Raw genomic sequence first — 13,639 nt, 5'->3', positions numbered from 1 at the left:
TAAAAAAAGGCAGTAATTCTAAAATTTTTATTTTAGGATTACTGCCTTTTGAAATGCATTTTTTGTAAGATACATAATTATAGCGGAAAAGTGTAAGAATAAACTAAGTGCCTGTTTTTACACTCTTTTATTTTTTGATCTGATCAGAACCTTTATCATGCACTGCAAAGGCGATGATAAAGCCTAAGATTGCCAAGACTAGTGTGAAGGTGAAGCCGTAGTGTGCACCTTGTGTGAATGCTAGAGCTTCTGAATGCCCACCATTGGCCATGTAACTAGCTTGTCCTGTACTCAATAAAATAGTTGCGATACCTGTTGCTACGGCACCAATAACTTGTTGGAACGTATTGATGATAGCTGAACCATCGGCTGATTGATATTCATCAAGTGAATTCAAGCCGTATGTTTGTGACGGTGACATCGCCATTGGCACACCGATCATCAAGATAATGTGAGCAGCAATAATGTAGCCTAGTGAGCTATTAGCTCCACTAAAAATAAACATTAGCGAACCGATAGCTGAGATCAAAAATCCTAAACGAGACATAATCTTAGCACCGATTTTATCGTAAGCACGACCAGCAAAGAATGAGGTTAAGGCATTAACAACACCACCTGGTAGCATAATGACACCAGTTAGAGCAACTGCGACACCTAAACCACTTTGTAAGTACATTGGTAACAAATACATAGCTGACAAAGTGATACCAAAGTCGATCATAACTAGCAACGAGCCAACTACGAATCTGGATGTCTTCAATACACCAAAGTCTAGTGTTGGTGTATCAGCATGCAATTGTTGTCTGATATAAATTACTAAGAAGATCAAACCAATGATCAAAGCGATAACAGCAATCAACATATTTTTACTTAAGAAACTGATTCCGAAGACGATCAAGCCAAAACTAACAGTTGATAAGCAAATAGCCAACCAGTCAACTTTTGGTTTAGTAACTTCGAAAACATTCGTCAAATTCTTTTCCATGAAAGCAAGTGCGATCACTAGGAAAATAATGAATGACCAGAAAATCCATCTCCAGGATAAAACGCCCAAGATGATACCAGCAAGTGTAGGTCCAATTGCTGGTGCAAACATGATAACTAATGCGGCAACACCTAAGGCAGCCCCCAGCTTGTTAGGTGGGAAGATCCGCATCGCAATCGAGAACATCAGTGGCAAAATAATACCTGTCCCGATACCCTGTATCATCCGTCCAGTAAGTAACATCGCAAAGTCCAAAGCTAAGGCCGAAATAATCGATCCAACAACAAAGATCAACAAACCAAAGCGAACTAGTCCCCGAGTAGAAAAGTGTTTAGTCAATAACGAAGAAAGTGGCAAAACAATAGCAATAACTAGCATATAGCCAGTAACAAGCCATTGAGCTGTACCAGTTTCGATTGAGAAAGCTTTCATGATTGATGGCAAAGCAATATTTAGTGAAGTTTCACTAAGCATACCGACAAATCCACCAATAAGTACACCCATTAAAGCTAGATAAGGATGTGCTAGTTTTGTCTGAATATTAATTTTTTTGGTAGAACTCATAAAATACCTCCGTATTGTGACAACGGAAGATTAATATAACAGAAAAAATTTCATTGTGTAAGTGCAACTTTTGGAAATAATGAAAAAGACTGTCAAAATAAGGGTCTCAAACAAGCATACTAAAAACGACATCTAAGACTTAACATGCGCTCACCTTCCGACATATGGAGTTTGAGGTCATATATAGTAGTTTTCTGTTTATTTTTATACCATTTCTATATAAAAGCGATGTGGGATCTGTAAAAAAAAACATTCCGTAAATCAACAAAATACAACATAAAAAAATATTTTCAGAAAATTACAATTTTTCAATTTCTACCTTAATATTGGAGTTCAAAATAAAAAAGCCCGACCAAAATGGTCGAGCCAAAAAAGTAAATTTCTAATACCAACTAGGTTTATCACCATCAGTATTAGGTTTATTAACACCAATTGATTCCTTGCTAAATTTATCTGGAACTTGAGCAATATCGACCACGATCTGGGCGATTGATTTACGTGAAACTTCAGTTCCCTTGAATGCTTCACCCTTTTGAGTTGTTTCGTAGTCAACTTCGTCTTTATTTGTTAACCAAGCTGGACGAATAATTGTGTAATCCAAATCAGAATCTTCGATTACTTTGGCTGCGGCTGCGTAATTTGTAATATAGCTTCCAAGAGTGCTCTTATTCCAATCTCCAAATTTACCAGGAACTTCATCGTAAATCCCCAGTGTTGAAATCCAAACTAATCTATTTTTTCCAGCTTGATGCATTGCATCGACCACGCTGTGTGCTTGTTCCTCGATGTTGCCACCGGCAAGGTTTGCATAGACCATGTCGATGTCTTTCATTGAATCAACCAACTTAGCGGTATCTGTGGTATCTCCGTCAATTAGTTCAATTCTGTCCTCAAAGGCTGCTGCCTTATCTTGAAGGCGATCAGATCGTCTCAGGTACAATTTCAAATTGTCCCCTGTTGAGTCTAAAAAGATATTTTCACTTAATCGTGCAATTTGTCCGTTTGCACCTAAAACCAAAATATTTGCCATATTCAGAATCTCCCGTCTTTTATGTCTACTTCAAATATAAAGGAGCTTGTTGATAAATTCAAAAAAAGGCCCACATTTATACCAGAATACACATATAATTATAAAACAAATGTAGGCGGTAACAACATATTAGAAATCAATACTTTGTTCAAGTGAGTTTTCTAAGCTACTACCGTAAGTTTCACCAAACAAGTTAACGTGAGCTAATAAATAATACGTCTGATACCACGGAACTCTCTTTTTCCAGCCGTCCGCAAATGGATAAACGCTGTCGTATCCTTGGTAAAACTCTTGACTGAAACCTCCAAATAACAAGGTCATAGCAATATCCATTTCCCGATTACCAAAAAACACATCAGGATCAAATAAAATCGGTTGGTGGTCACTAGTAAATCCGGCATTACCATTCCACAGATCCCCATGCAACAAGCTTGGCTCGACTGGATGATCTCGATAATATTCAAAAATCAAGGTCTTTAATTGTTCTAACAAATTATTGCGATAATCATTCCAATAACCTTTTTTCTGGACTTCTTTTTCCAGGACTTCTAAGCGTTGGTGAACATAAAAATCTGCCCAATCATCAGACCAATCGTTGATTTTAGGATTTTTAGCATTCAAAATATTGTGATCCAAGCCGAACTTATCATTGTGCTTTGAATGGAGCTTAGCGACTAATTTCCCCAGATCATACTGACTACCATTACCAAATTCTTTATATTCGAGAATCAAATAGCCATTTCCATTGAAAGTTCCCGAGCGGATGACTTTGGGAGCAGTCGCAACTGAATTGATGAGATTCAAGCCCTCAACTTCATGATCAAAAAAGCTTGCGTCATTGTTTGGTTGGACTTTTAAAAAATAATCTCCCTGATCAGTCTCAACTTTGAAAGCCTCGTTGATATCACCACCACTTACTGAAGCAATATTTTTTACATTTCCGAGTTTTAATTCCTGATACCAATCCTTATCAATAAGCATTTCAACCATCCTTTCACATATTTTCATACTAGCATGATATAATTTAAGAAGGAAATATATTGGGGCATCAAGGGAGGATACCTATGTCGAGTAATATCGCTCATTTGATCAAAGTGACTTCGAATGAGATTTCTCGCCGCATCAACGATTTCGCTTCTGATTACGATCTAACCGGAACACAAGTCCAAATCATCGATTTTTTGACTAGCCGACCAGTTAGCGAGGACGTCTTTCAGAAGGATATCGAGGCGGAATTTAATATCCGTCGTTCAACTGCAACAAACATTCTTAAAATCATGGAGAAAAAAGAGTTGATCAAACGTGAATCAGTTCAATATGACTCACGCCTCAAAAAAATCATCATTTTAGATAAAGCTCAAAAACTGCAAACTAACATTGATGACTTTATGAAACAAAACGATCAACGGATTCTTTCTAGTCTGGGGACTTTTGAACGTCGAGCATTTTTGCATGCTTTACAGAAGTTACCTGAAAAACTACAAACAATCGAGCAAAGTGAGGTCAAGAAACAATGAAAAAAGTAATCATGGATTGTGATCCTGGTATTGATGATGCCATCGCTTTAACGGTCTTATTAGCACATCCAGAAATCGCTGAAGTTATCGGCGTTACAACGGTCGGTGGTAATGTAAAACTAAATTATGTGACCGAGAATGCCAAGAAACTATTAACATTTTTGGGTTCAAAAGCACCATTAGCTTCTGGTCAAGCTGAACCTTTAGTCAAAGAAATTGAAACTGCCGGTGAGATCCACGGAAAAACTGGTATGGAAGGCTATGATTTCCCTAAGGACAGTGCTAAGTATCCTCTAGCTAGTGATAATGCTATCACGTTCATTCACGACAAATTGGTTAATAGTTCTGATCCAATCAGCATCGTGGCCACAGCTCCATTAACTAATATTGCCCTCTTGTTGAAAACTTTCCCTGACGTCAAAGACAAAATCGAACATATTTATATTATGGGTGGATCGACTTTACAGGGTAATATCACTTTGGCTTCGGAATTCAATGCGTACGTTGATCCAGAAGCAGCCCAAATCGTCTTTGATTCAGGCGTAGATATCACACTATCTGGCTTGAATTTAACTGAAAATAAGGCTTATATGACCATGGATGAGATTAAATCAATCAAAGATTTAGGCGAAGTCGGCGTCATGGCAAGTTCAATCTTGGACTTTTATGCTAGTGCCGAAATCGAAAAGGGCATGACTAAGATTCCAATCCATGATGCCTGTGCTGTGATTAGTATGTTAGCCCCTGAATTGTTTACCAAGAGCGAAAATTATTCAATCGACGTTTCAATGACAAATGATCAATTCCGTGGCATGACTTACCCAGATCGTCGTGTCTATGCCGAAGAAAAGAACCAAGTGAAAGTTCTCGAAGATGTTGACCGTTCAGCCTTCGTTGACTATCTACTAAACTCAATCAAAAGCTACGAAAAATAGGAGTGCAATAATAGGCAGTTAGTTTGCGCAGTTCCCCCTATAAAAATAAAACACGTGTACTCAGCAAAAATCTAAAAGACAAGTATTTCAGAATGATAATCCTGAAGCACTTGTCTTTTATTATGTCCAATAACTCGCTTTTTATGATTTTTTTGATTGAATAAGTATTATAATTAAATTAATAAGAACAAGGGGGAACATATTCGATGAAGAAATTTAAAAACATTGTTTTATTAACTATGGCTGGATTAATACTAACTCCGTTAGTTTCTGTTACAAATGCTCAAGCAACGGTAGAAGATGAATTTCCGCTGGAAGTTTCCCGAACTACTCAAACTCAAAAAAATTATAATTCAACTAACATCTCAACATCTGATATCACTCAAAACGAACACTTTGCTAACAACACGATTGCCTATTACATCACTCCTGGTATCGCCAGTGGCGTTCAGAAAGACATCAGGGCAGCTGCACTAGAGTGGAATATCAATACTAAGGTCAATTTGTATGAAACAACTAACAAGTCTCAAGCAGCTATTGTTTTCACTAACAAAGGTACTGATTCATCAGAGAACGGTTTAACTAGCAATACCATCAATCGTTCAAAAGGTTACAAAGAAGTAGTCTCTTCTTCAATCGATTTATCAAAGAATACCATCCCTCAGAACTCTTTATCGGTCATGGGAAGACGAGTTGCCGAACATGAATTAGGACATGCCTTAGGCCTTAAGGATACTAAAACTGATCAAACAGGCTCGATCATGTGGTATCGGACACCACAAACAGATATCACTGCAAAAGATATTGCGGCCATCAATTTGTATTACAAATAGTTTTAGACAAAATTAAAGCAGGAAACCTTGAAATTTAAATTCAAGGTTTCCTGCTTTTACTTTGCTTAATTAATATTTTTTACTGAATCCCTAAAACATAATATCGCACTTTAGGTATCAAGCTTATTATGAATGCGACCAGTAAGGCAACTACTGTCGTGACCAGAAAGACTATGAAGAAATTATTTACTTTATAAATTTCTAACAAGATTTGGATAACCATTCCATGGATCAAATAAACGCCATAGGTCAGACCAGATAATGTCGCCATATAACGCCGCCAAACTCGTGTCCCCGGATGACGATGAGCCCATTTTTTCATGGCCAAGAAAATTTCGATTGCTGCCAGTAATCCGGTGATCGAATCGAAGCTGATCACCTTGATGTTCATGTTAAAAATGGCATCTTCCAGATTCAAGACGATAGTGATCAAGACTAGCAAAATCGCTGAAGTAACATTCACCCAAAGCGTCTTAGGTTTGATTTCAGCATTTGCTAATCGATAACCAATCAAAAAATAACCAAATGACTGACCTAACAAGATCAAATTGCTACTAGGAACGTAACTGAAATAATCTGCATAAGCATTCGGGACAGCCTTAGCAATAAATGGTAATAAGATATTCGTCACGAACCATAAGACGATGATATAGTCGATAGTTTTGTTATCAGCTTTATCGACGAAAGCTTTCATCATTGGTGACAATAAATAAAAGCCAATCAAGGGATACAAGAACCAATATGGCATGATTGGGAACTGATGATACATCAGTAGCATCCTATGTGCCCAACCTCCCCAAGAAAATTGATGATCAATCTGCATCAAAACTGCTATAGAAATAGCAGACCAAAACAAGAAAGGCACTCCGACTTTGACTAGCCGATGTTTGAACAAATATTTCAAATCCCTAGTATGTGGGCTGGATAAAAGCAACGCTCCACTGACTAAGAAAAATACCCCAACTGCGGGTGAAATAAAACCTAAGATAACATTTGATATCTGCCAAGTAGCCGACAGCTTATCTTTGTTTAATGCCTCTACTAAGGAATGTGACATTACCACGCCAAGCATGGCAGTGATCTTCAGGTAATCAATATAAACCAAACGCTTTTTTCCCAAAATATACTCCTTAAAACCTAAATCTAGATATAATCATTCTACCGAAAATCTAGGTCATATTGGACCTGTTAATCATTTTGTAACACTTTTTTCATTTTCAAACCAACTAAAAAAAGACCCCACATCCCTGTGGGATCTTTCATTGAAACGGAGTCATCCATAAATGCTGGCAGATTGGCATCTATGAATTTCTTTCAGAGGAGTTTTGTTAACTATTCATCGCACTACTGAACTATTCTTTACAAATAATCAGCAGTCTGTAAAACTTTCCGTGCTTTTGATTCATCTTCAGGAGCTACCATTACCACGGGACCAGTACAGCCCATACCACTAGTTGCGTAGATGTCTGACTTCCACAATTCGGTAACAGCATCTTCCAAAACAAGTATATCGATTCCTAGAATCGCCTCGGATACTGCTTTCTTAGCAGGTTCCTTAACTTCTTCAGTTGAAGCTTCAGATTTTGCTGGGGCTTGGAGGTTGTTCAAAATGTCGTCCAGACCAGCTTTTTCAGCGGCTTGGTATTCAGCATCGACTATCTTGGGCAACCCACCTTTGACACATCTTCCAGAATAACTTAATGCTCCGGCAATTACATTGGCTCCAGACGCACGACTGATGATATTGATCACCTTGTCGTATCCCTTACCAACACCAGGACCATATCCTTCACCGACTGATTCATAACTTCCACCAGTCAGATAAGCGCTCATTACTTTCGTAATGATATTTCCAGTTAAACTATCCATGATCATGATATCGGGGATCCCTTGCAAAAGGTCATTCCCACGCATCACGACCCCACCATCAGCACGATGGCTTTGGGTAAAGTGGATATCATATCCACCGTCTTTTAATTTGTTCAAGGCTTTTTCAACCTGACGTGCTCCGTCGATATTCAAAATACCAACGGTTGGTTCTTTGACACCATTAGCTTTCGCTACCGCAATACCTGAGATAGCATTTTTAACCATAGCACTGATTCGTTCCATATCAGAGGTTCCGGTTGTATTCGCTAAAAACATGGATTTACCAGTACCGGGTGTTACTGAGTGACCGACTGTCGAGACACCAATTGGGAAAGCATAATGCATTGTGACTGCGGCATCCAAGTCACCTTCTTGTAACAATTGATCCATTTTATCGTGTGCTTCTTCGGGATCTTTAGCAGCGACATGATCTAATTTAGTGTCGGTCAAAGTACCTATTACTACCACCTGAATCGAGGGATCATTTGCTTGAGCTAGTTCGGCGCCACGAAGAACTTCCTCTTCGCCGTGTTCACTGTTCAGCAAAGTCACACCGACCCGAGGTCGAGAACCGAAATTGCCGTCTTCAAGACCTTGAGCAATTTCGTCAAAAACATTAGCAATTGTTTTTTGTACGTTATTCTCCATTGTGTTATCCCTCCTTAAGGATGATTTTTCGTTATTTTAATGAATCAGCAAATTTTCTCATTGATTCGGCAATCATTTGACGAACTGTATCTTTATCAATTGAATCATCACCGACATGACCATCATTTGCTTCAACAATAAATGAAATACCATCAAAGAGGTTAGTCAATCTTCCTAAGAACAAACTACCTTTACCAATGATCATCGTCCGATGAATGTCGCCATTCTCGATCATTTCAAGGGCATGTCCTAAGAATGGAACACCGGATGGAATGTGACCTTGTGTAGGCACAAATCCGGGCATCCCAATTTTTTCTACTACTTGGTTCAATTCGTCTCGAGCAAATACTTTTTTCATAATACCCAAAGCAGCAATCATTTTGTAATTGGCAGTTGGAATATCACCTGCTCCTGCAGGAACAGTGATTTCTGGATTTTGCATTTCAGCAGAGAATACATCGACATCTTTGATCGTCATACCAGCGCTTTCGAGCGGATCAGCTACGATGGCTTGCATAATGGCTTGTGGTGCAGCACCACTACCGATTTTATGTTTACCAACGATATCTGTTCTGATCACTGGCGATTTACCATCGTTTTCACCAACATGTATGGCGAATGCTCCTAAACAATCTTCGAGCAATGGTTGATCTTTTTTAACATGATCTTTTCCGTTCATACCTAATTTAGCTGATGATCCACCAGCCAAAACAACGACATTGGAATATACTCCAGCCTGTACTAAGGCAGAAGCCTCGACCATTGAGTGAGCAGGTCCGGCACAGAAACTACGGGTATCTGAGCCAGTGGCATTGACACAGCCACAGATCTCACCAATCGACTTAGCAAAATTCCCACCAGCACGTTGGAACATATCACCACAGCCTTCTTCACTACATTCGATCAAGTAGTCAACGCCTTCAGGTGTTAATTCAGTTTTAGCGAATAATTCAGCCAAAACATAAGCGGCTGAAGCTTTACTTACTAAGTTTTCAAACATGACGTCAGCTGTCAAAGCGGCATCAAATTCATGAGCTCTCTTAACACAACCAACTAATTCCCCATGTAAATACAAAGGCTTAGCAGCTTTGTCAGCAATCAGCGATTTGATGTCATCCATTTTACCGGGATTGTCAGTGACCTTGTCCAAAGTTACCCAATATTTTCCGATAACTGGATCATCATTCATCTTTTTAGCAATTTTATCCTGAAAACTTTTTTCCAAAACGACTAGGTCAAACATGTCAACGGCTTTCATGCAGCCGAAGAACATGTCTTCATCCATGATCGAACCGAATTTGCCTTCTGTCGAAGCATCTTTTAGTGGATGTTCATACCAAGGTTTTTCAACATCGTTTAAATCGCGAGGATGAATATTACCTATATAAGCTTGATTAGGTCCATAACCGACAACATCTTTGAAAGTCCGCAGGTGGTCAGGAATTGCCTTTAAATAATCTGAATCTGGGCTGTTTCTCATTTCTTCTTCCTGTAATTTCCCCTCGTGAACTAAGATATCCGGCGTATGAACTAATGTATAAGCGGTCCCTCTAAGCACTGGAAAAGTCATACGATGCACCTCCAAAATAATTAAATGAAATCAATAATAATCTAAATAAAAAAAGAGTCGAAGTTGATTATCGGCTCCTGATTTATACTCTTGAGCTCCCCACTTGTCTAAAAGACAGTTTGCTCAGTAACAGGTGTTTCAAGAGCTTTAAGAGCTTTTCTAACTAATTTTCTACGTAATTCTTTTTCATCTTTAGGATCCAATTCTGGGTTACCCAAAGGATAAGGAATTGCAACTGTTGGAACAATCCGATTAGCTCCAACGGTCTTAGAAATAGGAACAATCGTACACATATGGACAATTGGTAGTCCAGTAGCTTCAATAGCTTTAACCATCGTTGCACCGCAACGAGTACATGTTCCTCAAGTGGATGTAAGAATAACAGCATCGACGCCGTCTTCTTTTAATTGCTTGGCGATCTCTGTACCAAATTTCTTCGCATTGGCTACAGATGTACCATTACCAACGGTAGCGTACCAATAATCGTGTAAGGATCCGATCTCACCGTTAGCAAGCATTTCTTTAATCACATCGACTGGTAGGACACGATCCAAGTCTTCATTTGCATAGACAGGATCATAACCACCATGCGCTGTCTGACTGTTTTCAGGTGTCAAATCATCGATGTCTTTCAAGCTGTATTTACCATACTTGGAAGCACTTGATGACTCGATATGGTCTGGGTTCCCTTTTGGAACCGGACCACCTGAGGATACCAAAGCAATTCTAGCTTTTGTAATATCTTTGACAGCCGGAGCAGGGTCGACACGGTCGAAGGTAGGCATTGGGTATTCAGTATCATACTCTTTGCCATTTATTTTATCTAAAAGCATTTCAACGGCACGCTTCGAGCCACGTTCTTTCTTGAATACATTTACACGAAGGCCTTTTGGCATATAACCGGTGATCTTGTCTTTGCCGTCAATAATTTGCTTAACGACATCTGACATTGCCGGAATAGCCTTTCTCATTGTAGCGGCACTGTTACCGACCTCTACAAAATATCCGTGTTGTTTGTATAATTCAAAACCAGGGTTTTCTGGATACATACCACCAACGACTGGGATGTGTAAATTCTCATCTACCAGTTTGGCAACTGCACCAGCGGCAACACCATAGCGCCCAGCATTAAAACTAGGTCCTACGATCACAATATCTGGATCGTAGCTTTTAATCATTTCCAGAACAGCATCTGAAGCATCTGCTTCATGTTCACTAAAGTAACTGTCCCCACAGATAACTGTACCAACGATTTCAGCTACGTCTTTTAATTGTGCATTAAAAGCCATACCAGGTCCGACGATACCATCACGTTTTTCAGGTTCAACGTCGGCCTTTTCTTCACCACCGATACCGGCAAAGAACTGGTTTATATAATGAACAATTCTTTTTTTGCTCATTTTATTTCCCCCTTTGAAAAGTTCAATCGAGATTTATTACTAAGCCCGATATTCCTGAACTTCTTTGATAATTGCGTCTTTGTCTAGTACCATTTCCATCATTGATATTTGTTCTTCATAAACTGCGGGATCTACTTCGTCCTTTAGTTCAAACATATGATAAGCACTGAGTCCTAACTGAACTCCTGCCAATGGGCCTGCGAATGTAGGATCACCAGTTGATACGGTTTCAGCAGCTAAACCACAAGCTTCGGCTTCACCACCGCCTAGTACTACAACTAGGTCGTCTTTTCCGTATTTTTCTGCGAGATCTTTAATTCTTTGTTGGTTTTCCAGGTCCATAGCTCCTGCGCTTGTTCAAACGAAGCATTCAGTCGTTGAGAATACAACTTCTGCGCCTGCTGATTTTACACAAGCTTCGATAGCCATACCAGGAATTCCGTCACGGTCGCCTAAGATAGCGACTTTTTTGTTCTTTAGAATATCCATAACGCTCTCTCCTTCAATTTTTTATTAAATAATGTTTACTAATCGATCTATTGATCTCTCCCTTTTTACTAAACAGTTTCAGCTGATAAGGTGTGGAAACCTAATTCATTAGTTGCTCCAGTGATTACTTGAATTTCAGCTTCAATCGATCCATCGTCATGAAGACTACCATCCCAAGCACCGGCAATAATGTTTGCAGCTTCTGGATGACCAATAACTGTCTTCATAACTGGTAATGTAATCAATTGGTTAGCATTCCCAGCTGTGACAACAGCATCACCCTTAGGTGTTGAATCGGCTAATGATTGACTAGCACCATCTTGACCAGCATATTCATCAGTTACAAGAACTGTCTTGATACCTTTTTCTTCAAGGTTGTTGCAGTTCATAACTAAGTCAGCATCCGGATTACCAAATCCTTCTTCTGAGATGATTGCTGCGTCTGCACCTAATAACTCAACTAATTTTGCTGTCATATTTGCAGAACGTTTCTTATCTTGCAATGTTACGTTCTCATTGGTAATGACGCATCCGAGAAAGTTGATGTCCTTGCCATCTTTTTCATACAAGTCATCAATGATCGGACTGTTCAAATGTACATATGATGGGTTCTTATCACAGGCAGAAACACAGTTACCACTTGCAATAGCCCCGTCAAATGCTTCGGTTGGATACATAAATGTTGGCACGATCTTCTTGGCATCTGCGCCATAGAAGAAGGTATTATGCATCAATCCTTGTGTTTGTAGAGCATATACATAAACTACTTTTGGTAGGTCAGGATGTTCTTTAACTTGTTCGAGCAAAGGTTTTGTTTCATAAACTTTTGTTTCATCAGGTTCAACATCCTTAGCAGCCTCCCCAATATAATTTGATGCTCTAAAGCCAGCTAGACGTATGACCTCTTCGTGTTCATGTTGTTTGACATTATCGATTGGTTCCAATTTGACCACGATATTATTTGTCTTGGAGAAAGGTGTATATTTAGCACCTTCACCACTCATATCGATGATACCTTCTTGGAATCCAACGACTTTTCCGGTTGTGACAACAGCTGCACCCTTTAAGACATGTGTCTTTCCTGAGCCAACTTGTTCAACACCGCTGACGACACCCGGGAAGATGCCGCCCTTTCCTTCAACTTTGACACGTGGTTCAATAACATCTTTAACGGGGATGATCCGGGTATTGTCTCCAGGTTTAGTAATATAAACATCTATGGAAGCAATCCGGTCATCATCACCAGTAGCCGCTTTGATCAATTCGTCTTTATTGACGAACAACGTTCCATCTTTAACTTCGGTTTTTTCACCGAAAGCGACGTCTTTGATAAAGATATTACCTATCTCTAATCGCATACTATCCCCCCATTTCTAGAAAGTTTTTTTATGATCGCAAAATGATGAAACTATACTGTCAATTCTTCGAGTTTATCTGTAACAGCAGCCATTCCTTTTTCTTCCAGAATGTCTTTGTCAAGACTAGCAACTTTTTCGCCATCTTTGTAGAACAAGTATGCAGGGATGCCCATGACCTTTTGTTTCATAGCCATTCTCATGTTACCTGTTGTATCAAAAGCAAAGAATGTTGCAACGTCAGATTTTTCATCTGCTAGTTTCTCGACATCAGGCATTAGTGCCATGCAAGGTACGCATTTTGGACTAAAGAAATCGACCATTACTACGCCTTTAGAATTGAGAACCTTCTCATCAAAATTTTCCTTTGTTAAATGCTCCATCATAATTTTTCGCCCCCTTTCTGTTTCTTATCTTTGAGATTTAATCTGACAACTAAATCTC

Annotated in this window: 13 protein-coding genes; 3 read left to right on the top strand and 10 right to left on the bottom strand. The window is 39.2% G+C overall.

The genetic code is table 11. The annotated features are described in order from the left end of the window. Positions 1-127: 127 nt before the first annotated feature. The 3 genes from FC27_RS04485 to FC27_RS04475 form a co-directional block, all read right to left on the bottom strand. Positions 128-1,549, bottom strand: coding sequence for a DHA2 family efflux MFS transporter permease subunit (locus FC27_RS04485; protein WP_010625293.1), 1,422 nt, complete (start codon positions 1,547-1,549; stop codon positions 128-130). Between the two features lie 382 nt (positions 1,550-1,931). Further along, positions 1,932-2,579 carry an SDR family oxidoreductase gene (locus FC27_RS04480; RefSeq protein WP_010625294.1) on the bottom strand — a complete coding sequence of 216 codons (648 nt, stop codon included), beginning with the start codon at positions 2,577-2,579 and terminating at the stop codon, positions 1,932-1,934. A gap of 129 nt (positions 2,580-2,708) precedes the next feature. Then, on the bottom strand, positions 2,709-3,560 hold the full coding sequence (locus tag FC27_RS04475) for a fructosamine kinase family protein (protein ID WP_010625295.1): 852 nt from the start codon (positions 3,558-3,560) through the stop codon (positions 2,709-2,711). 83 nt (positions 3,561-3,643) lie between these two features. Here FC27_RS04475 and FC27_RS04470 point away from each other — a divergent pair, with 83 nt between their 5' ends. The 3 genes from FC27_RS04470 to FC27_RS04460 all read left to right on the top strand — a co-directional run bounded on the left by FC27_RS04470 (position 3,644) and on the right by FC27_RS04460 (position 5,864). Next, a complete protein-coding gene (locus FC27_RS04470) occupies positions 3,644-4,096 on the top strand; it encodes a MarR family winged helix-turn-helix transcriptional regulator (protein WP_010625296.1) in 453 nt (150 codons plus the stop codon). Beyond that, positions 4,093-5,031, top strand: coding sequence for a nucleoside hydrolase (locus FC27_RS04465; protein ID WP_010625297.1), 939 nt, complete (start codon positions 4,093-4,095; stop codon positions 5,029-5,031). The genes FC27_RS04470 and FC27_RS04465 overlap by 4 nt, the downstream gene beginning before the upstream one ends. 206 nt (positions 5,032-5,237) lie before the next feature. Beyond that, positions 5,238-5,864, top strand: coding sequence for a matrixin family metalloprotease (locus FC27_RS04460; protein WP_010625298.1), 627 nt, complete (start codon positions 5,238-5,240; stop codon positions 5,862-5,864). Between the two features lie 79 nt (positions 5,865-5,943). On the opposite strand, the gene FC27_RS04455 is transcribed toward FC27_RS04460, so the two are convergent. From FC27_RS04455 to FC27_RS04415, 7 genes are all read right to left on the bottom strand, one after another. Beyond that, entirely contained in the window at positions 5,944-6,984 is a 1,041-nt protein-coding gene (locus tag FC27_RS04455; RefSeq protein WP_010625299.1) for an acyltransferase, read from the bottom strand. A 239-nt stretch (positions 6,985-7,223) separates the two neighbouring features. Beyond that, positions 7,224-8,381: a glycine/sarcosine/betaine reductase complex component C subunit alpha gene (grdD, locus tag FC27_RS04450; RefSeq protein WP_010625300.1), complete on the bottom strand. Its 1,158-nt coding sequence runs from the start codon at positions 8,379-8,381 to the stop codon at positions 7,224-7,226. Positions 8,382-8,412: 31 nt separating this feature from the next. Continuing rightward, a complete protein-coding gene (gene grdC / locus FC27_RS04445; protein WP_010625301.1) occupies positions 8,413-9,951 on the bottom strand; it encodes a glycine/sarcosine/betaine reductase complex component C subunit beta in 1,539 nt (512 codons plus the stop codon). A gap of 107 nt (positions 9,952-10,058) precedes the next feature. Beyond that, the gene (gene grdB, locus FC27_RS04435) at positions 10,059-11,351 is read right to left on the bottom strand and encodes a glycine reductase complex selenoprotein B (RefSeq protein WP_081483571.1); all 1,293 of its coding nucleotides are present in this window, start codon (positions 11,349-11,351) and stop codon (positions 10,059-10,061) included. 39 nt (positions 11,352-11,390) lie between these two features. Beyond that, complete coding sequence (grdA, locus tag FC27_RS04430; protein ID WP_081483572.1) at positions 11,391-11,840, bottom strand: glycine/sarcosine/betaine reductase complex selenoprotein A; 450 nt, start codon at positions 11,838-11,840, stop codon at positions 11,391-11,393. Between the two features lie 68 nt (positions 11,841-11,908). After that, on the bottom strand, positions 11,909-13,198 hold the full coding sequence (locus FC27_RS04420) for a glycine/sarcosine/betaine reductase component B subunit (RefSeq protein ID WP_010625306.1): 1,290 nt from the start codon (positions 13,196-13,198) through the stop codon (positions 11,909-11,911). Between the two features lie 50 nt (positions 13,199-13,248). Beyond that, positions 13,249-13,581 (bottom strand): thioredoxin family protein, encoded by a 333-nt coding sequence (locus FC27_RS04415; RefSeq protein WP_010625307.1) that lies wholly within the window; start codon positions 13,579-13,581, stop codon positions 13,249-13,251. Between the last annotated feature and the right edge of the window lie 58 nt (positions 13,582-13,639).

Origin of the sequence: Companilactobacillus versmoldensis DSM 14857 = KCTC 3814, from assembly GCF_001434295.1 — a bacterium.
Lineage (GTDB): Bacteria > Bacillota > Bacilli > Lactobacillales > Lactobacillaceae > Companilactobacillus > Companilactobacillus versmoldensis.
Note: the sequence above shows the minus strand (reverse complement) of the source record. Positions and strands in the feature narration are given on the sequence as shown.

Coding starts and splice junctions, on each gene's coding strand:
- FC27_RS04470 (WP_010625296.1), top strand. CDS start 3,644: ATGTCGAGTAATATCGCTCATTTGATCAAAGTGACTTCGAATGAGATT.
- FC27_RS04465 (WP_010625297.1), top strand. CDS start 4,093: ATGAAAAAAGTAATCATGGATTGTGATCCTGGTATTGATGATGCCATC.
- FC27_RS04415 (WP_010625307.1), bottom strand. CDS start 13,581: ATGATGGAGCATTTAACAAAGGAAAATTTTGATGAGAAGGTTCTCAAT.
- grdC (WP_010625301.1), bottom strand. CDS start 9,951: ATGACTTTTCCAGTGCTTAGAGGGACCGCTTATACATTAGTTCATACG.
- FC27_RS04460 (WP_010625298.1), top strand. CDS start 5,238: ATGAAGAAATTTAAAAACATTGTTTTATTAACTATGGCTGGATTAATA.
- grdD (WP_010625300.1), bottom strand. CDS start 8,381: ATGGAGAATAACGTACAAAAAACAATTGCTAATGTTTTTGACGAAATT.
- FC27_RS04420 (WP_010625306.1), bottom strand. CDS start 13,198: ATGCGATTAGAGATAGGTAATATCTTTATCAAAGACGTCGCTTTCGGT.
- FC27_RS04475 (WP_010625295.1), bottom strand. CDS start 3,560: ATGCTTATTGATAAGGATTGGTATCAGGAATTAAAACTCGGAAATGTA.
- FC27_RS04485 (WP_010625293.1), bottom strand. CDS start 1,549: ATGAGTTCTACCAAAAAAATTAATATTCAGACAAAACTAGCACATCCT.
- FC27_RS04480 (WP_010625294.1), bottom strand. CDS start 2,579: ATGGCAAATATTTTGGTTTTAGGTGCAAACGGACAAATTGCACGATTA.